This is a genomic window from Vibrio sp. Vb1018, assembly GCF_033338775.1.
GTDB lineage: Bacteria > Pseudomonadota > Gammaproteobacteria > Enterobacterales > Vibrionaceae > Vibrio > Vibrio alginolyticus.
In genome coordinates, this window is the sequence record NZ_JAWOTI010000017.1 from 46,018 (window position 1) to 64,596 (window position 18,579).

At 44.3% G+C, this 18,579-nt stretch carries 17 protein-coding genes; 12 read left to right on the plus strand and 5 right to left on the minus strand.

What is annotated here, in order from left to right:
* Positions 1-10 precede the first annotated feature (10 nt).
* Positions 11-670, plus strand: coding sequence for an NAD(P)H-dependent oxidoreductase (locus R7Z10_RS17010; protein ID WP_318105362.1), 660 nt, complete (start codon positions 11-13; stop codon positions 668-670).
* 111 nt (positions 671-781) lie between these two features.
* Here the strand turns inward: R7Z10_RS17010 and grcA are convergent, their stop codons facing one another.
* Complete coding sequence (grcA, locus tag R7Z10_RS17015; protein WP_005381814.1) at positions 782-1,159, minus strand: autonomous glycyl radical cofactor GrcA; 378 nt, start codon at positions 1,157-1,159, stop codon at positions 782-784.
* 326 nt (positions 1,160-1,485) lie between these two features.
* Here grcA and nfo point away from each other — a divergent pair, with 326 nt between their 5' ends.
* The 3 genes from nfo to R7Z10_RS17030 all read left to right on the plus strand — a co-directional run bounded on the left by nfo (position 1,486) and on the right by R7Z10_RS17030 (position 4,005).
* Positions 1,486-2,370, plus strand: a complete 885-nt coding sequence (gene nfo / locus R7Z10_RS17020) for a deoxyribonuclease IV (protein WP_318105365.1) — start codon at positions 1,486-1,488, stop codon at positions 2,368-2,370.
* Positions 2,371-2,659: 289 nt separating this feature from the next.
* On the plus strand, positions 2,660-3,340 hold the full coding sequence (gene ung, locus R7Z10_RS17025) for a uracil-DNA glycosylase (RefSeq protein ID WP_005382846.1): 681 nt from the start codon (positions 2,660-2,662) through the stop codon (positions 3,338-3,340).
* Between the two features lie 113 nt (positions 3,341-3,453).
* Positions 3,454-4,005, plus strand: coding sequence for a hemerythrin domain-containing protein (locus tag R7Z10_RS17030; protein ID WP_005381807.1), 552 nt, complete (start codon positions 3,454-3,456; stop codon positions 4,003-4,005).
* Between the two features lie 236 nt (positions 4,006-4,241).
* Here R7Z10_RS17030 and R7Z10_RS17035 read toward each other — a convergent pair whose 3' ends face one another.
* Positions 4,242-4,427: a DUF3545 family protein gene (locus R7Z10_RS17035; protein WP_005381805.1), complete on the minus strand. Its 186-nt coding sequence runs from the start codon at positions 4,425-4,427 to the stop codon at positions 4,242-4,244.
* Between the two features lie 721 nt (positions 4,428-5,148).
* On the opposite strand from R7Z10_RS17035, the gene R7Z10_RS17040 reads away from it, so the two are divergent.
* Together R7Z10_RS17040 and yaaA are read left to right on the plus strand one after the other, a co-directional pair.
* Entirely contained in the window at positions 5,149-6,582 is a 1,434-nt protein-coding gene (locus R7Z10_RS17040) for a sodium:alanine symporter family protein (RefSeq protein ID WP_005381800.1), read from the plus strand.
* Positions 6,583-6,692: 110 nt separating this feature from the next.
* A complete protein-coding gene (gene yaaA / locus R7Z10_RS17045) occupies positions 6,693-7,469 on the plus strand; it encodes a peroxide stress protein YaaA (protein ID WP_005382848.1) in 777 nt (258 codons plus the stop codon).
* Positions 7,470-7,575: 106 nt separating this feature from the next.
* On the opposite strand, the gene srmB is transcribed toward yaaA, so the two are convergent.
* Both srmB and R7Z10_RS17055 read right to left on the minus strand, forming a co-directional pair.
* Positions 7,576-8,799, minus strand: coding sequence for an ATP-dependent RNA helicase SrmB (gene srmB / locus R7Z10_RS17050; RefSeq protein WP_005381797.1), 1,224 nt, complete (start codon positions 8,797-8,799; stop codon positions 7,576-7,578).
* 107 nt (positions 8,800-8,906) lie between these two features.
* Positions 8,907-9,626 carry a tRNA1(Val) (adenine(37)-N6)-methyltransferase gene (locus R7Z10_RS17055; RefSeq protein WP_104978805.1) on the minus strand — a complete coding sequence of 240 codons (720 nt, stop codon included), beginning with the start codon at positions 9,624-9,626 and terminating at the stop codon, positions 8,907-8,909.
* 330 nt (positions 9,627-9,956) lie between these two features.
* Here R7Z10_RS17055 and brnQ point away from each other — a divergent pair, with 330 nt between their 5' ends.
* Positions 9,957-11,267: a branched-chain amino acid transport system II carrier protein gene (gene brnQ, locus R7Z10_RS17060; protein ID WP_005382851.1), complete on the plus strand. Its 1,311-nt coding sequence runs from the start codon at positions 9,957-9,959 to the stop codon at positions 11,265-11,267.
* An 85-nt stretch (positions 11,268-11,352) separates the two neighbouring features.
* On the opposite strand, the gene fldB is transcribed toward brnQ, so the two are convergent.
* Positions 11,353-11,871 carry a flavodoxin FldB gene (fldB, locus tag R7Z10_RS17065; protein WP_005381790.1) on the minus strand — a complete coding sequence of 173 codons (519 nt, stop codon included), beginning with the start codon at positions 11,869-11,871 and terminating at the stop codon, positions 11,353-11,355.
* Positions 11,872-12,028: 157 nt separating this feature from the next.
* On the opposite strand from fldB, the gene xerD reads away from it, so the two are divergent.
* The 5 genes from xerD (at position 12,029) to lysS (ending at position 18,401) form a co-directional block, all read left to right on the plus strand.
* Positions 12,029-12,946 (plus strand): site-specific tyrosine recombinase XerD, encoded by a 918-nt coding sequence (xerD, locus tag R7Z10_RS17070; RefSeq protein ID WP_005381788.1) that lies wholly within the window; start codon positions 12,029-12,031, stop codon positions 12,944-12,946.
* A gap of 59 nt (positions 12,947-13,005) precedes the next feature.
* Complete coding sequence (dsbC, locus tag R7Z10_RS17075) at positions 13,006-13,794, plus strand: bifunctional protein-disulfide isomerase/oxidoreductase DsbC (RefSeq protein ID WP_005381786.1); 789 nt, start codon at positions 13,006-13,008, stop codon at positions 13,792-13,794.
* Between the two features lie 43 nt (positions 13,795-13,837).
* Positions 13,838-15,577, plus strand: a complete 1,740-nt coding sequence (gene recJ, locus R7Z10_RS17080; RefSeq protein ID WP_017821504.1) for a single-stranded-DNA-specific exonuclease RecJ — start codon at positions 13,838-13,840, stop codon at positions 15,575-15,577.
* Positions 15,578-15,750: 173 nt separating this feature from the next.
* Positions 15,751-16,849 (plus strand): peptide chain release factor 2 gene (gene prfB / locus R7Z10_RS17085; protein WP_100068604.1). Its coding sequence is split into 2 segments (ribosomal slippage): positions 15,751-15,825 and positions 15,827-16,849, totalling 1,098 coding nucleotides; the frame shifts between segments, so codons are not numbered across the junction.
* A 34-nt stretch (positions 16,850-16,883) separates the two neighbouring features.
* Complete coding sequence (lysS, locus tag R7Z10_RS17090; protein WP_005382861.1) at positions 16,884-18,401, plus strand: lysine--tRNA ligase; 1,518 nt, start codon at positions 16,884-16,886, stop codon at positions 18,399-18,401.
* Positions 18,402-18,579: the final 178 nt, after the last annotated feature.

The window sequence follows — 18,579 nt, forward strand, 5'->3', positions numbered from 1 at the left end:
AAAGAGAAGCATGCATTTTTTGATTTTTCTTGGCTCAGTGAGAAACAGCACGCCACCACGACCAGCCCGTTTAGGAATGCGAGTCAGTAAAGCGTGTGAAAAACTCATCGCGAGTCAACATTCGCAACATACGGTCGAAATCATCGACCCTTTGAATTACGACTTTGGCGATGTGTTTAAGCCCGAGTTTGCTTATCACCGCTCTAAAGTTCCGCAGCACCTAAGTGAGCTGGCAGACAAAATCAAACATGCGGATGGGTATGTGATGGTTAGCCCGGAATATAACCATTCGATGAGTCCTGCTTTGGCGAACATGCTTAACCATTTCGGCAGTTCGCTGTTTTCTTACAAGCCGAGTGCTATCGTGACCTATTCTGCCGGACAATGGGGTGGTGTTAGAGCTGTTGTTTCTATGCGTACTTTCTTATCTGAACTTGGATGTCTACCTGTCTCTGCGATGATCCACATTCCGAAAGCGCAAGAAGTCTTTGATGAACAGGGCGTTGCTACGGATGAGTCGGAGCAGACGCAGTGGGACAACTATATGAATCGTACGATGCATCAATTGATTTGGTGGGCAGAAGGGGCGTCACTGCAAAGAGATAGGCTTGATCCAACCTCTGTAGCGCAAGCGTTTCAGAAAGATCCTTCGCAAAGAAATGCACCTTAGAGGCGAGTTGCTTTCCACTATAGAAAGGGGTTAGAAGGATTCTGAAACAAAAAAAGCTTGGTCATTGCTGACCAAGCTTTTTAAATTCTAGCGAGCTAGTTTACTGAGAGATTATAGAGTCTCAGTAAAAGTACGAGCGATTACATCACGTTGTTGCTCTGGAGTTAGCGAGTTAAAACGTACTGCGTAACCAGAAACACGAATAGTTAGTTGTGGGTATTTCTCTGGGTGTGCAACTGCATCTTCTAGTGTTTCGCGTTTAAGCACGTTCACGTTTAGGTGTTGGCCGCCTTCGATACGAGGAGCAGTTTCGATTGCAACTTCACGGCTTTCGTATTCACCTAGGTCGCTGATTGCGATAACTTGGTCTGCTTCGTAGCCAGCAGTTGCAGCAACACAACGAGCTTCATTTTTTTCGCTATCTAATAGCCAGATAGAGTTTAGTAGGTCGTCGTTTGCCGCTTTTGTAATTTGGATACCTTGGATCATCACTATCTCCTAGACCACTTACGTGGTGATTATTGGTGTTAATTTTCGAATTTTCGTTGAGCTGAGTATTATATAGCTAATATCCACTATTTTAATATTGATTTAAGTCAAAAAACAACCAAAAACATCATTTTTATTAAGGTAATTTTATTGAGTTAAATCAATAAAACCTTTGAAAACAAACTAATTACAATTTATTTGATAATATAAAAAATATTTAATAACTAGTTTTGTTGTAAATTTACTACAAATTGAGATTAAAGTTTAAACTGGTTAACGCAACTATCTGTATTTAGGTAGCAATACTGAAAGTCTAAAGTGATTAAATGACAAACATGAAAAACAAGCTTGGGAATAAACTCATTGGTGCACATGTCTCTGCTGCTGGTGGGGTCGATCAAGCTCCGTTGAGAGCTCGTGAAATTGGCGCGAATGCATTCGCACTATTTACAAAAAACCAACGCCAGTGGGTGGCGAAGCCTTTAGAAGCAAAAACCATCAGTGCGTTTAAAGCGAACTGTAAAATGCTGGGTTTCGGAGCAGAACATATTCTTCCCCATGATTCTTATCTGATTAACTTGGGTGCGCCGGAAGAAGAAAAGCTGAATAAATCCCGCGCGGCATTTATTGATGAAATGGAGCGTTGTAATCAGTTGGGGCTGACTTTGCTTAACTTCCACCCGGGTAGTCACCTAAAGAAAGTCTCTGAACAGGAGTGCCTCGCGACGATCGCCGAGTCGATCAATCTTGCGCATAAAGCGGTGCCGAATGTGATCGCTGTTATCGAGAATACGGCAGGTCAAGGCACTAACTTAGGCTGGAAGTTTGAGCACCTTGCTGAAATCATCGAGCAAGTGGAAGATAAAGATCGTGTCGGCGTTTGTATTGATACCTGCCATACCTTTACTGCTGGTTATGACTTACGTACAAAAGAAGATTGCGAGCGCACCTTTGCAGAGTTCGACCGTATTGTAGGTATGCACTATTTAAGAGCAATGCATCTAAATGATTCAAAAGTAGAGTTTGCCAGCAAAGTAGATCGCCACCATTCTCTAGGTAAAGGAGAGATCGGGTGGGATTGCTTTGAGTACATCGCGAAAGACCCTCGTTTTGATGGTATCCCTCTGATTTTAGAAACAATTGATCCAGATATTTGGCTGCAAGAGATCAACACGTTGCGTCAATTCCATTTAGCGGCTATTGCCAGTTAATGGCGTAACCACAAAGTTGGCACCTTTCTTTCTTAGTCATTGAACATCAATCTCTGAATTAGCAAAGAAGGATGCCAACATGTCTCGACCATTCTCTTTTACTCCTTATACTTACACTCGTCGTGTGCTTCGCTTACCGATGCCTAATCGTCACATTACCGGACAGGGGCATTTTCGAACGCCACAGAAGCATTAGTCTTTTATTACTTGTCTCAAGTTCGTGGTAAGTTTTTGTTTGTTTGAGTTTCGCTCGTTAGAATAGAAGCAAAATTTAGGACAGGAACTTTCCATGAATCAGTCACCCACTTGGCACGATGTGATCGGCGAAGAGAAAAAGCAGAGCTACTTTGTAGACACCTTAAATTTTGTTGAAGCCGAACGCGCCGCAGGCAAAGCTATTTTTCCTCCCGCAAAAGATGTCTTTAACGCGTTTCGTTTTACCGAGTTCAAAGACGTTAAGGTCGTGATTCTAGGACAAGACCCATACCACGGCCCAAATCAGGCGCATGGCCTGTGTTTCTCTGTACTTCCTGGCATTAAAACGCCACCGTCACTGGTTAATATGTATAAAGAGCTGGCGCAAGATATTGAAGGTTTCCAAATCCCTCAGCATGGTTTTTTGCAAAGCTGGGCTGAACAAGGCGTATTGTTACTCAATACGGTATTAACGGTGGAGCAAGGTAAAGCGCATTCACATTCAAAGACAGGTTGGGAAACGTTTACTGATCGAGTGATTGAAGCCATTAATCAGCATCAAGAAGGTGTAGTGTTCCTGCTGTGGGGTTCACATGCACAGAAGAAAGGTCGTTTTATCGATCGCAATAAACACCATGTCTTGGCAGCACCGCATCCATCGCCGTTATCGGCACATCGAGGCTTTTTCGGTTGTAAGCATTTCTCTCAAGCAAACCAGTTGCTTACATCACAAGAAAAAGCACCAATTAACTGGCATTTGCCATTAACGGTATAAATGAAGAGACAGCGATCATGGATGCTATGATCGCTGTTTTTTTGAGCACGCTCGAGGCTGATAGTAAATTTCTCATGTACACTTACTAAAAGTAGGTGTTAAGGAGAGACGCTATGATGATCGAAAGAATTCGACGAGAACATGGTTATATGGTTCGTCTGTTGGCGATACTGCGCCATAAGCTTAATGAGATAAAAAAAGAACGTGTAATCAACTATGCGTTAGTAAGCGAGATTGTTGATTACCTCTCTAATCATTCGGAGAAAGTACACCACCCGAAAGAAGATATCCTCTATCACCACTTTCTTGAACACTATGGTAAGCAACAAACCATGGAAAATTTAGAGAAAGAACATCTAGAGTTAGCGAGTAAAACCAGAGAGTTTTCATCCGTGATAGAGATGATCCTTCAGGATGCTGTTGTGCCACAAGACATGTTTGTCGCTCACCTAGAAGATTTCATAGAATCGCAAAGGCACCACTTGGAGCTAGAAGAGCGAAAAATTTTGCCTCTCATTGAAGAGTTATTTACCACAGAAGATTGGCAGCATGTCGAGAGCTTATGGAGCGTTAGTGAGGATGACCCTGTGTTTGGTGATACGATTGCTGATCGTTATAAGCAGTTGGCCGAACGTGTTCGTCAAAGTGATACTGAGTATGTTTAAGCCTGAGTGATGAAACCTGAGCGAGCGAAAGTCGTATCTCGGGTTTGTGAGATACATTTCTTATTTATTGGGAATCAACCGAACATCTCGTGTGCATATTTTTCGGCAAAAAGTACGGAAGATTCTCATTGAGTAATAATGGTATTCATACTTAAACCTTGGTACATAAACTCACGGTGTTTACGGTCACTGTAAACAAAAAACAAAAGGCACCCGTAAGGTGCCTTTTGTTTGAATTAGAGTTTAATGTCTTCCAAGTTATAATCGGTACAGACATCAAGTTCGCGCAGCTCTTTAAGCAAATTGCGTCTGTCGTTCATCTCTTCTATTTCACGCCACTTTCGCTTTACTGGTTTGGCACGAGATTTGGTTGTTGAGGTAGTATCCAGATTAAAAATGTCATCTAGTTGAAAGCCTTCCATAAGCCACCTTTACCTTTCTTAAGCTAAACTGTTGTAACCAGTCCTTGTGGAGTTTTTTAAGTACCACAATAGCCGTGAGAATAACCATGATATATTTCGCATTTGTGTCGGTAGCATGACATTTTCGTGCAAAAATATTCTCAAAATCACACTTTTTATTGCAACGATGTGGATAAAAAATGCACAAACGATCTCAAGAAAACGATTAAATAGAGAGATTTTCTATGTTAATTCGATTTGATGAATGGGTGTACTGCGCAAAGGTTAAAGTTGCATAAAATCAGTTTGATGAAATAGTGTTCAATTAGATGGTAAGTCACTAGCGTAAATTTATGTAACACCTTGTGAATACTAGCTTGTTCTTGTTTATACGGTTTACCATTCCATTTAATGAGGAATAATTATTTATGTTGGTGTTTGGTAATTGAAATGTTGCGCAGTTTGAGTGTTAAGTCTTCTATTTATGTTATTTTTTGGTGACTTTATAGTGAAAAATAACAATGTTATTCATGTTGTTGCATATTGATTTTTGCGCTCCTAGGTTGCATTATCCGCCCGTCAAAAAATACGCTGGTACGTAAAATGGATGCATGAAGCGACGTTTACGATTCTAGATTGCCCATAAACATTACTTAAAAAGCTAAGCACACTTTGACACTTAGCAGGCAATTTGGTGGATGGCTAGGACGCATAGACTGGCGCAACTCACTTTGAGGTACACATGACAGACTTAATCAATTTGATGAACGATCTCCTCTGGGGCTCGATTCTGGTTTATCTTCTTGTTGGTGTTGGTATTTACTTCACCGTTCGATTAGGGTTCATTCAGTTCCGCCATTTCGGCCACATGTTCTCTGTTCTTAAGAACAGCCGTAAAGCAGACAAAGCTGGTATTTCCTCTTTCCAAGCGCTTTGTACTAGTCTTGCTGCACGTGTTGGTACAGGTAACATGGCGGGCGTTGCAGTTGCATTGACTGCGGGTGGTCCTGGTGCGATCTTCTGGATGTGGCTGATTGCAATGCTTGGTATGGCAACATCGTTTGCTGAGAGCACACTGGCGCAGCTATACAAAACCAAAGATGATGATGGCAACTACCGTGGTGGCCCTGCCTACTACATGGAAAAAGGCCTGGGCATGCGTTGGATGGGCGTGTTGTTCTCAGTTTTCCTAATCATCGCTTTTGGTTTGGTATTCAACGCCGTACAAGCTAACTCAATTGCCAATGCAATGAGCAACGCATTCGGTTGGAATAACCTGTATGTCGGTATTGCCGTTGTTTTACTGTCTGCAATTGTTATTTTCGGTGGCATCAAGCGTATCGCAAGAGTTGCTGAGATGATCGTTCCGATCATGGCACTACTTTATCTAGCCCTAGCGCTGTTCATCATGTTCTCTAACCTAGAGAAATTACCTGATGTATTGATGCTTATCTTTAAGAGTGCATTTGGTCTGCAAGAAGCAGCAGCAGGTGGTCTTGGCTACGCAATTGCACAGGCAATGATTAACGGTATCAAGCGCGGTCTATTCTCGAATGAAGCAGGTATGGGTTCTGCACCTAACGCGGCAGCTTCAGCAACACCTTACCCACCACACCCAGCGTCTCAAGGTTACGTACAGATGCTAGGCGTGTTCATGGATACGATCGTTATCTGTTCTGCAACAGTGGCTATCATCCTGATGTCTGGTGAGTATGTCGGTCAAGCAACAGAAGTGACGGGTATCGAGCTAACTCAGCGTGCATTGAGCTCACAAGTTGGCGATTGGGGCGGCATCTTTGTTGCTGTGGCAATCTTCTTCTTTGCGTTTACTTCAATCATTGCAAACTACTCGTATGCTGAAACGAACTTAATCTTCCTAGAGCACAATCATAAAGCGGGCTTAAGCATTTTCCGCGTTATTGTTCTTGGTATGGTGATGTTTGGTGCACTAGCTTCGTTACCAGTCGTATGGTCGCTTGCTGATGTCTCTATGGGTCTGATGGCGATAGTCAACTTGGTGGCGATCATCTTGCTATCTGGCATCGTGATTAAACTGGCCAAAGATTACAATCGCCAGCTTGGTGAAGGCAAAGTGCCAACATTTGATGCGAATGATTTCCCAGAGCTGAAATCTCAGCTTGAAGAAGGCATTTGGTACAACGATAAAAAAGACTAAGTGAGCTATCACTCATAGTTGAAAGCTATTAGTACGATGTAAAAAGCCATGCAGACAATGCATGGCTTTTTTTGTACCCTATTAAAAACAAAATTAGAGAAGGGAAAGTCATGCTTATCGTAGTTTCTCCAGCGAAGACTCTTGATTACGAGTCTCCGTTAGCGACAGAAAAATTTACTCAACCTGAGTTGGTCGAATACTCAAAAGAGCTTATCGATGTTTGCCGCAAACTGACTCCTGCTGATGTTGCCTCTTTAATGAAAGTGAGCGACAAGATTGCCGATTTAAATGTGGGCCGATTCCAAGAGTGGAGTGAAACGTTTACCACGGAAAACTCACGACAAGCCATTCTTGCATTTAAAGGTGACGTTTACACAGGGCTAGACGCCGAAAGTTTATCTGAAGCGGACTTTGAATATGCTCAAGATCATCTGCGTATGCTATCGGGTCTTTATGGTTTACTAAAACCACTTGATTTGATGCAGCCATACCGTCTTGAAATGGGTACCAAGCTTGCAAACGACAAGGGTACGAACTTGTACCAGTTTTGGGGCAATGTAATTACGGACAAGCTTAACGAAGCGATTTCTGCTCAAGGTGATAATGTTCTTATCAACCTTGCATCAAATGAATACTTTAAAGCGGTTAAGCCAAAGAATTTAGATGCGCAAGTGATCACGCCAGTATTCAAAGATTGTAAGAATGGTCAATACAAGGTCATCAGTTTTTACGCGAAGAAAGCGCGCGGTATGATGGCGCGTTACATCATTGAAAACCGTGTTGAGAGCGTGGCAGACCTGACTAAGTTTGATACGGCGGGTTACTACTTTGTGGAAGATGAATCGACGCCAACAGAGTTAGTATTTAAACGCGAAGAGCAAAAATAAAGCTGATTGAGACGTAGTCTACGTTAATCTCTATCAGCACAAACGAAAAAGGGTTGGCATTGCCAACCCTTTGTTTTTTAGCTTGAGCTACTTCGCCCCAACAAGATTACTTCTTCTTAGCGGTTTTCTTTTTCGCTACTTTTTTCTTGTCGTCTTTTTTCTTTTTCTTCTTAAACACTGGCTTTTTGTGTTTAGGACGCATCTCTTTCACGAAACGCTCTTTGATGTCTTCTTTCACGTAACGTGCAACGCGATCCATCATTGGTTGGTCGTGTGCTTCTACGATTGAGATAGCGTTACCTTTCTTACCTGCGCGAGCGGTACGGCCGATACGGTGAAGGTAAACATCAGCCGTGCGCGGCATGTCGTAGTTGATAACGTGTGATACATCCGGAAGATCGATACCACGCGCAGCAACGTCCGTCGCGAGCAGCACGTTCACAGTTCCATCGCGGAAGCGAGAAATCGCATTGTTACGACGATCTTGCGGCATTTCACCTTGAATCCAAGAACATGGAATCTGTGCGCTTTCAAGCTGCGCTCGTAGCTCAGCCAAACGCTCACGAGTCTTTAAAAAGACGATAGTGCGCTCAGCTTGCTGAGTAATAATGTGTTTTAGTAATTCCAGTTTGTGTTCAGCATCATCAGCTCGGTGGTACCACTGAGCAATTTTCTTACGCTCACGCAGCGGCGATTTTGCATCGATCTCTGCTGGGTCATTCAACAGATCAGCGGTAAAGCCTTCTACGCCTTTCCCTTCTAACGTTGCTGAGAACAGAAGGGTTTGCTTACGCCAGCGACATTCGTTAGATAGACGATCGACAGTAGGAGCAAAACCCATATCTAGCATACGGTCTGCTTCATCAAGGATTAACCATTCGATTGCACGACAATCAAAACGTTCTGCATCAATGTATTCTTTTAAACGGCCAGGTGTCGCAACCACAATGTCTTGCGTTGTTGCAAGGATGTCGGCGTGCTCTTGGTACTGAACACCACCAGTGATGGTGAAAATGTTGAGTTTGGTATTTTTTGCCAAAGCACGTGCTTGATCGGCAATTTGCATCGCCAGTTCGCGAGTAGGCGTTAGGATCAAAATACGCGCAGGCCCAGGCTTACGACGAGGGAAGTCTTGCAAGTATTGCAATGCTGGCAGGACGAAGGCGGCCGTTTTACCAGTTCCTGTTGGCGCTGACGCTAGAATGTCACGACCGTCCAACGCTTGTGGAATCGCTTCTGCCTGAATTTTTGTTGGGCGTTCGTAACCCATCTCTTCAATGGCTTCAAGTAGGTTTTGGTCTAGATCAAGTTCAGCAAAGGTTCTGATCACAATGAGTTCTCCACAAGCAAAGCTTGGTTAATGGTTCGCCACAACAGCATAGAATACAAAAAGGTCGCACATTATAAAGTGATTGGTGATAAGGATCACATGTTATTTCACATCTTAAGATAAAACTCGCGGGTTAACTGGATGAAATCATCACTATAGCCGTCATTTGAACGGATAATTAAATGTGACGTCTGCAAATCGCAAGGTCGTTTTGACAGTTCAAATAACAATCGGTGTACTGGTTTCTTTTCTGATGGTTGCACACGACAGATCCTCGATAGATACCAACCTTGGTTTAATGCTAGCTCAATGAACTGCTCGCCTTCGGTGATTGGCAACACAAAACTAGCTCTCCCTTCGTCATCAAGCAAATGATAGCAACGCTGTAGCAATGCGTTATGGCCTAGCGTATCAGTGTGCCTCGCGGTTGCACGTTGACTGTGTTTCGATTGCTCGCCGCTGTTGAAGTAGGGCGGGTTACAAATGATGCGTTGGAATGAATGTGTCGGCGTAAAGTGCAGTATGTCGGTGTGATGCACACTTACACGATCTGACCAAGGAGACTGGGCCATATTTTTTTGCGCGGCAGCAACGGCTGTTAATTCGATATCGACCGCGGTTATTTGAGCTTCCGTAAAGCGTTGAGCACACATCAGGGCAAGCAGGCCAGTGCCAGTGCCAATATCGAGAATTTTAGCGTCGTTAGGGCTTTGAATCCAAGCACCAAGCATTACCCCATCTGTGCTGACTGGCATACCACTCTCGCCGCCCTCAATACAAAATTGCTTAAAATTGAAACCTTTAGTTTTCAGTTTTTTGTTCTTCATGATTGTTTTATATTTGCTCAATAATTAAGTGGATTACTCTATTGTTTATTAATTGTATAGATTGTTGTTTTGTTGGTTATTAAATTGTATTGTTAATTGATCGAGATAAAGAACTGGTCTGTTATTTGGATCTGGTTATATCCACTGCTTTTAAGTTTGAAAACTAAATTAATATGGTGTTTTTTTCTTAAAGGTTGCCAAATGATGAGTCTTTCGTCATTATGCGGCGAAAATTTTATAGATTGAACCACGTGTACTTATTGACTTTAGGTATACAAAAAGTGGTCTAAGCATACACAACATTCATTAATTAAAAGACAAGGGTTATCTGTGAAGCAGACGTTAAAACTAACAGATATTATCGCAGTAGGCTTTATGCTATTTGCGTTCTTTTTAGGTGCGGGCAATATTATCTTTCCACCTCTAGCGGGTCAGTTAGCGGGTGAAAACTTAATGCCAGCTATGTTTGGTTTCTTGCTGACAGCGGTAGGTCTACCTCTTATTACTATCGTTGCTATTGCTGTTGCTGGTGGTTCTTGGGATCACTTAACGCAAGATCTTCCGAAAAAAGCAGCGGTTATTATGGCTGCGTTGATCTTCATCATCATCGGTCCTGCGTTTGCTGCGCCTCGTACTGGCCTAGTGGCTTACGAGATGGCGGTGAAACCTTTCTTCCTTGAAGCGTCACAAACGCATCTCACTGCATTTTCAGTGATCTTCTTTATTGCGGCGATGATGTTCTCATGGTTCCAAGGCCGTTTGATCGATCTTATCGGTAAAGTACTGACACCAGCATTGTTCGTTGGTTTGATCATTCTTGCTGTCGCTGTCTTCCTTGATCCTCAGGGCGATATGATTGGCGCGCACGGTGAATACCTAACGCAGCCTCTGACCAAAGGCTTCTTAGAAGGCTACAACACAATGGATACGTTCGCGTCATTGATGTTTGGTATGCTGATGGTTGATGCACTGCGCGGTAAAGGCATTACTGAGCGCTCTGCAACTACTAAATATCTGATCTATGCAGGTTGTATTGCTGCTGCTGGTCTTGCGTTTGTTTACATCTCACTATTTTACTTAGGTGCGACGAGTGCAACGGTTGCTGCTGGTGCTGATAATGGTGGCCTAGTGCTTAGCCAATACGTTCAAGCGTTGTTTGGTCCATACGGTCAAATCGTTCTGTCTGTCATCGTATTGCTAGCGTGTCTGACAACCGCGATTGGCTTGATTTCTGCGTGTTCAGATTTCTTCAGCTCGAAAACACCACTGTCATACAAGCAATGGGTACTGATTAATGGTTCTGTTTGTGCATTGGTTGCAAACGTTGGTCTTGCACAGCTGATTTCTCTGTCAGTGCCAGTATTGTTTGCGCTGTACCCTGTGGCGATTGCGTTGGTTGCACTAACATTTGTGCGCAGCAAACTGCCAAATCCACGTTTTGCTTACCGCGCGGTACTGCTTGTATCTCTGTTGTTTGCGTTGGTTGATGCGGCAAAAGTATCGGGTATTGATGTTTCTGCGTTTAACATGTTGCCACTATTCGAAGTCGGCATGGGTTGGGTGCTTCCAACATTTGCGGCTATCGTGTGCATGTTCTTCATCGCGAAACCTCGCCCAGAACTAGCACAAGAAACCGCGTAATCACTTCGCGTTATCAAGATAATAAAAAGCCCGATGAATTACTTCATCGGGCTTTTTACTTTTTAATGATGACGTGTTTGCGCTATTAAAGCGTGTCGTGGAATTCCACAAGAACTTGTTCACACCATTTTTCGATGCGTTCATCACTCAGTTCGTACTGTGAGTCTTCATCTAACGCAAGTCCAACAAACTTGCTGCCATCTTCGATCAGTGCTTTCGATGCTTCAAATTCGTAGCCTTCATTTGGCCAGTAACCGATAAAGGTTGCGCCTGTGGCTTGTAATTCATCGTGAAGTAAGCCCATCGCATCTAAATACCACTCTCCGTAACCTTCTTGGTCACCCAGACCAAACAGCGCTACAACTTTGCCTTTCAGTGGTGTGGTCGCGATGTCTTGCCAAATCGCGTTCCAATCTTCTTGAATTTCACCAAAATCCCAAGTTGAGATGCCAAGGAGTAATAAGTCGTAGTCCGCCATTAGTGATAACGGTGTCTCTTTCACATTGTGAATGTCGACAAGGTCTTCACCAATAAGGGTACGAATTTTCTCTGCTGCCATTTCTGTGTAGCAGGTCGTTGAGCCGTAAAAGAGTCCGATTTTCATTATATTCGTCGTTATTTGTGTTGCTGTTGTGGAAGATTCTAACCATAAATTGAGGAAGATTGCAGCGAATATCCTATGTGGGATGATTTTTTATGGTATTGGATTGGCAGGTGCTTTAATCTAAATACTGTAAATATAAACAGATAAGGAAGCATTCATGACGGCACAACAGCCTGTCAATCAACAAGATTTTTCGCTTGTTGAGCAATTCTTAGATGCGATGTGGATGGAGCGTGGTCTATCAGAGAACACGTTGGCTTCCTACCGAAACGATTTAATGAAGCTGCTCGTGTGGATGGAAAAACATCGATACCGTCTTGATTTTATCAGTTTGTCTGGCTTGCAAGAATATCAAAGCCACCTTGTAGACTTAGATTACAAACAGACGTCCCGTGCGCGTATGTTGTCGGCTATTCGTCGTTTATTTCAATACCTGCATCGTGAGAAGGTGCGTGCTGATGACCCGAGTGCGCTCTTGGTTAGCCCTAAACTGCCACAACGTTTACCCAAAGATATTAGTGAAGAGCAAGTGGACGCGTTGCTCGAAGCGCCAGACCCGAATGACCCTATAGAATTGCGCGATAAAGCGATGCTAGAGCTACTCTACGCGACAGGGTTGCGTGTGACAGAGCTCGTCAGTTTGACCATGGAAAATGTTAGCTTGCGCCAAGGGGTGGTGCGCGTGACTGGTAAAGGTGGTAAAGAACGCCTGGTTCCTATGGGGGAAAACGCGGTCGATTGGATCGAGACGTTCATTCAACAAGGGCGCCCTGCGTTACTTGGTGATACATCATCTGATATTGTTTTTCCTAGTAAACGCGCAAGACAAATGACTCGTCAGACGTTTTGGCACCGTATTAAGTACTATGCTTTGATAGCAGGGATTGACACGGATCAGCTGTCGCCGCACGTACTGCGTCATGCCTTTGCCACGCATTTATTGAACTATGGCGCAGATCTCAGGGTCGTACAGATGCTTTTAGGACATAGTGACTTATCGACCACGCAAATTTATACTCACGTGGCGACTGAACGATTGAAGCAGATCCACAGTCAACACCACCCAAGAGCATAACAATGGTTAGATTCATCCATGTCTTCTTGGAAAAACGATTTTACATTAAGGTGAATTTCATGAGCGTATTACGCCGACTAACTCTGCTGACTTTACCATTTTTTGTTACCGCTTGTGGTGCAGAAGAAAGTCAGGCTCAAACGGAGACTCCTGCGCAACAAGTGGCGCCAGCTGCACAAAGCGGCTTTGATGAAGCAGCATTAAAAACTAAGTTCTCAAAGCTTGGTTTATCTATCGTTGATATTCAACCATCAGACGTCGCTGGCTTATTGGAAATTCAAACCAATGGCGGGATCCTGTTTGCTTCAAATGATGGTAGCCATTTTATCGCCGGTACGCTTTATGCCATTAATGATGATGGCAGTTACAAAGATGTCATAGCAGAGCGTCAAGCGCCGCTTAACGCCGAGAAAATTGCGCAGTTCTCCGATAGCATGATCGAATACAAAGCCGACGATGAAAAGTACGTTGTGACCGTATTCACCGATATCACCTGTGGTTACTGTGTGCGTCTGCATAGCCAAATGCAAGGCTATAATGATCTAGGTATTACAGTGCGTTACATGGCTTACCCTCGCCAAGGTGCAACTGGCCCTGTAGCGGAGCAAATGGCAACGATTTGGTGTGCTGAAGATCCGGCGTCGGCAATGCACAACGCGAAAGTGAATCGTACATTTGATAACCCTGCGAAAGACTTGAAACAGTGTAAAGAAACCATCCAGGCGCATTACAATCTAGGTCGCCAATTGGGTATTTCTGGTACGCCAGCAATCTTCTTACCGAATGGCGAAATGGTTGGTGGCTACCTACCACCTGCAGAGCTATTGAAACGTTTAAAGCAACTATAATCCATTAGGAGCAGAGCCGGCAAAGTTGTCGGCTCTTTTAAGCATGATAGAAATTCAACGACGTCCTGAACCTGATCTTTCCCTTCTTCCTGATTCCATTCCTCCGATTCTTAAACGTATCTACATCAACCGTGGGATAACGGATCTTTCACAATTAGAAACGTCGGCCCGTGGGTTGCATTCATATCAAAAACTCGGGGGGATTGAGCAAGCTGTCGATCTTTTGTTTCAGGCGATAAAAGAACAAAAACGCATCATCGTTGTCGGTGATTTTGACGCTGATGGCGCGACAAGCTCAGCATTATCAGTGCTCGCGCTGCGTATGCTTGGTAGTCACAATGTGGATTACCTAGTGCCAAATCGTTTTGAAGACGGTTATGGGTTAAGCCCAGAAGTCGTTGACCAAGCCTTAGAGCTTGGCGCTGAGATGATCATGACGGTGGATAACGGCGTCTCATCAATCGAAGGCGTGCGTTACGCAAAAGAAAATGGCATTACTGTGCTTGTTACCGATCACCACTTGCCAGGACAAGTGTTGCCTGATGTGGATGCAATGGTGAACCCAAACCTTGAGAGCTGTAGCTTTCCATCTAAAGCGCTTGCGGGTGTAGGGGTCGCGTTTTATCTTATGATGGCACTATGCGTTCATATGCGAAAACACAATTGGTTTGCAGAACAGGGGATGCAAGAGCCCAAATTGATGGAACTGATTGACCTTGTTGCACTGGGTACCGTCGCCGACGTCGTTCCATTGGATGAAAACAACCGCATTCTTGTACACCAAGGCTTGCAACGTATTCGTGCTGGCAAAGCGCGTCCCGGCATCCAAGCATTAATTGAGGTCGCGAAGCGCGATGCGCGTCGTTTAGTTGCGTCTGACTTTGGCTTTGCTTTAGGTCCACGTATTAACGCTGCAGGTCGTCTTGATGACATGTCTTTCGGTGTTGAACTATTGATGTGTAACAACATCCACGCTGCTCGTCGCATGGCAAGTGAATTGGATGGCTTGAACCAAACTCGTAAAGAGATTGAAGAAGGCATGAAGCAAGAAGCGATGGCTTTCTGTGAGCGCCTTCAGTTTGGTGAAGGCAATGAGCTTCCTTATGGCTTAGCCTTATTCCAGCGTGATTGGCACCAAGGTGTGATTGGTATTTTGGCTTCGCGCATTAAAGAGAAGTTTCACCGTCCAGTCATTGCATTTGCTGATGGCGGAGAAGGGACGATTAAAGGCTCGTGTCGTTCTATTCCGGGGCTACACATGCGCGATGCGTTGGATTTCATCGACACACAAAACCCGGGTTTGATCATCAAGTTTGGTGGACACGCCATGGCAGCAGGCTTAACGATTAAAGAGCAGGATTTTGAGCGTTTCAGTCGTTTGTTTGATGAAGTGGTAAAAAAGGAACTCGATGAAGCGGCGCTAAAAGGCGTGATCATGTCAGATGGTGAACTTAAGCCGGAAGAGTTCTCTATGCATGTTGCTGAACAGCTGCGATCGGGTGGCCCTTTTGGACAAGCCTTCCCTGAACCAATCTTTGATGGTGAGTTTAAAGTACTGCATCAAAAGCTGGTGGGTGAGAAGCATCTTAAATTGATGTTAGAGCCGCTTTATAAAGGTCACCCTACCAATGTGATGATCGACGGCATTGCATTCAATGTTGATCTACGCCGATGGCCAGATGCATCGGTTAAAACAGTACGTCTCGCGTATAAGCTGGATGTGAATGAATTTCGTGGTAATCAATCATTGCAATTGATGATCGACCATATCGAAGCTAAGTAATACCTAGATTAACCTTTCTTATAGAGTACGGTTGCCCCTAAGTGGGCGTAAAATTTTATGACCGTGCTCTCTCTCACCGCAATCTGATTTCTCATCCGAAATTTTCCTGTATCTCGGTCACATTTTTCAGTAGAATTTCTCGGTTAAATTCTATTCTAAAATGTTGAGTAAACATGTTTGAAATCAATCCAATTAAAAACCGTCTGCAGGACGTGTCTCAGCGCACAAATGTCCTGAGGGGGTATCTTTGACTATGACGCGAAGAAAGAGCGTCTAGAAGAAGTCAACGCAGAACTTGAACAACCAGATGTATGGAACGAACCTGAGCGTGCGCAAGCACTGGGTAAAGAGCGTGCATCACTAGAAGCGGTTGTTGAAACCATTGATCAACTAGAGCAAGGTGTGGAAGATGTAGAAGGTCTTCTTGAGCTGGCTGTAGAAGAAGAAGATCAAGAAACATTTGACGAAATTGAACCAGAACTTGCTGAGTTGGAAGAGAAGCTAGAAAAGCTTGAATTCCGTCGTATGTTCTCTGGCGACCACGATAGCTCTGATTGTTACATCGATTTGCAAGCAGGTTCTGGTGGTACAGAAGCACAAGACTGGACTAACATGCTGCTGCGTATGTACCTACGTTGGGCAGAAGCGAAGGGCTTCAAAGCTGAAGTGATTGAAGTCTCTGAAGGTGAAGTCGCGGGTCTTAAGTCGGCAACAGTTCGCATCTCTGGTGAGTATGCGTACGGTTGGTTACGCACTGAAACGGGCGTCCATCGTCTTGTTCGTAAATCTCCGTTCGATTCAGGCGGTCGTCGCCATACGTCATTTGCTTCTGCGTTCATCTATCCAGAGATTGATGAAAACATCGACATCGACATTAATCCTTCCGACCTACGTATTGACGTTTACCGTGCGTCAGGCGCAGGTGGTCAGCACGTAAACACCACAGAATCTGCGGTACGTATTACGCACGTACCTACGAACACAGTGGTTCAGTGTCAGAATGACCGTTCTCAACATAAGAACAAAGATCAGGCAATGAAACAGCTTCGAGCGAAGCTATTTGAGCTTGAATTGCAAAAGCAAAATGCGGAAAAACAAGCTAATGAAGACGCTAAGTCTGACATTGGCTGGGGTAGCCAGATCCGTTCTTACGTATTGGATGACTCACGTATTAAGGACCTCCGTACGGGCATTGAAAACCGTAATACTCAAGCGGTTCTTGATGGCGATCTGGACAAATTTATTGAAGCTAGCCTGAAATCAGGTCTATAAAGCTTTTCACCGACAAAAACAGGATACATCGAAAATGACTGATGCTGTTCAAAACGAAACTGTACTAGAAGAAAATAAGCTGATTGCTGAACGCCGCGCTAAACTGGATGCAATCCGAAAGAGCTGCAAAGCGAACGGCCATCCAAACGACTTCCGTCGTGACGCACTAGCGGGCGACCTTCAGAAAGAGTTCGGTGAAAAGACGAAGGAAGAGCTAGAAGAGCTTAACCACGTAGTAGCAATCGCTGGCCGTATCATGGCTAAACGTGGTCCATTCTTGGTAATTCAAGAAACTTCTGGCCGTATCCAAGCTTATGCTGACAAAGCGGTTCAAAAAGTACTTAAAGAAAAATACCAAGGTCTAGATATCGGTGACATCATCGGTGTTAAAGGTGCACTTCATAAGTCTGGTAAGGGTGACCTATACGTGAACATGGAAGAGTACGAGTTGCTAACCAAAGCACTACGTCCACTTCCAGAAAAGTTCCACGGTCTAACTGACCAAGAGATGCGTTACCGCCAACGTTACGTTGACCTGATCGTTAACGAAGACTCTCGTCAAGCGTTCGTAGTACGTTCTAAAGTAATGTCTGCAATCCGCAACTTCATGATCTCTAAGCAGTTCATGGAAGTTGAAACGCCAATGATGCACGTTATCCCTGGCGGTGCGAGTGCGCGTCCATTCATCACGCACCACAACGCACTAGACATGCCAATGTACCTACGTATCGCGCCAGAGCTATACCTGAAGCGTCTAGTTGTTGGTGGTTTTGATCGCGTATTCGAAATCAACCGTAACTTCCGTAACGAAGGCCTTTCTCCACGCCACAACCCAGAATTCACAATGATGGAATTCTACATGGCGTACGCAGACTACAAAGATCTGATGGACCTAACTGAAGAACTACTAAGCTCAGTGGCGCAAGAAGTTCTAGGTTCAACGTCAATGCCTTACGGTGATGAAACGGTTGAGTTTGGTGGTACTTACACTCGTATGAGCATGTTCGAAGCAATCAAGCACTACAACCCAGACCACGCGCAAATCCAAGCGCTAACAGAAGAAGACCTACAAAACCGTGATCTAATGGTTTCTATCGCGAAATCTGTTCACGTTGAAGTAGAACCTTTCTGGACATGCGGTCAGCTTCTTGAAGAGATCTTTGGTGAAACAGCAGAACCTAAGCTAATGCAGCCTACGTTCATCACTGGTTACCCAGCAGATATTTCTCCGTTGGCTCGTCGTAGCGATGATAACCCGTTCTTTACAGACCGCTTTGAGTTCTTTATCGGTGGCCGTGAAGTAGCGAACGGTTTCTCAGAGCTTAACGATGCTGAAGACCAAGATGCACGCTTTAAAGCACAGGTTGAAGCGAAAGAGTCTGGTGACGACGAAGCAATGTTCTACGATGCAGACTACATCACTGCTCTAGAGCACGGCCTACCGCCAACAGCAGGCCAAGGTATCGGTATCGACCGTTTGGTTATGCTACTGACTAACACGCACACTATCCGTGACGTGATCTTATTCCCTGCAATGCGCCCGCAAGCGTAATTCGATAGGATGAGTAAAAAAACCACCTTCGGGTGGTTTTTTTTTGCCTTTTAGTTAAGGTAATTCAAGTTGTTGCACTTGCCTTTTAATGGGATATGCAAATAAACATTCGCCAAATCTCAATCTATTGCATAGTCTTAATACTGAGACAGACGTGAGGGGGCGGAGTCTCGATAAT

Excerpts from the sequence above, each read along its gene's own strand:
- dsbC (WP_005381786.1), top strand. The coding sequence starts at position 13,006 with ATGAGCGTATTACGCCGACTAACTCTGCTGACTTTACCATTTTTTGTT.
- nfo (WP_318105365.1), top strand. The coding sequence starts at position 1,486 with ATGACAAACATGAAAAACAAGCTTGGGAATAAACTCATTGGTGCACAT.
- xerD (WP_005381788.1), top strand. The coding sequence starts at position 12,029 with ATGACGGCACAACAGCCTGTCAATCAACAAGATTTTTCGCTTGTTGAG.
- lysS (WP_005382861.1), top strand. The coding sequence starts at position 16,884 with ATGACTGATGCTGTTCAAAACGAAACTGTACTAGAAGAAAATAAGCTG.
- R7Z10_RS17040 (WP_005381800.1), top strand. The coding sequence starts at position 5,149 with ATGACAGACTTAATCAATTTGATGAACGATCTCCTCTGGGGCTCGATT.
- R7Z10_RS17035 (WP_005381805.1), bottom strand. The coding sequence starts at position 4,427 with ATGGAAGGCTTTCAACTAGATGACATTTTTAATCTGGATACTACCTCA.
- fldB (WP_005381790.1), bottom strand. The coding sequence starts at position 11,871 with ATGAAAATCGGACTCTTTTACGGCTCAACGACCTGCTACACAGAAATG.
- R7Z10_RS17030 (WP_005381807.1), top strand. The coding sequence starts at position 3,454 with ATGATGATCGAAAGAATTCGACGAGAACATGGTTATATGGTTCGTCTG.
- recJ (WP_017821504.1), top strand. The coding sequence starts at position 13,838 with ATGATAGAAATTCAACGACGTCCTGAACCTGATCTTTCCCTTCTTCCT.
- yaaA (WP_005382848.1), top strand. The coding sequence starts at position 6,693 with ATGCTTATCGTAGTTTCTCCAGCGAAGACTCTTGATTACGAGTCTCCG.
- ung (WP_005382846.1), top strand. The coding sequence starts at position 2,660 with ATGAATCAGTCACCCACTTGGCACGATGTGATCGGCGAAGAGAAAAAG.
- grcA (WP_005381814.1), bottom strand. The coding sequence starts at position 1,159 with ATGATCCAAGGTATCCAAATTACAAAAGCGGCAAACGACGACCTACTA.
- R7Z10_RS17010 (WP_318105362.1), top strand. The coding sequence starts at position 11 with ATGCATTTTTTGATTTTTCTTGGCTCAGTGAGAAACAGCACGCCACCA.
- R7Z10_RS17055 (WP_104978805.1), bottom strand. The coding sequence starts at position 9,626 with ATGAAGAACAAAAAACTGAAAACTAAAGGTTTCAATTTTAAGCAATTT.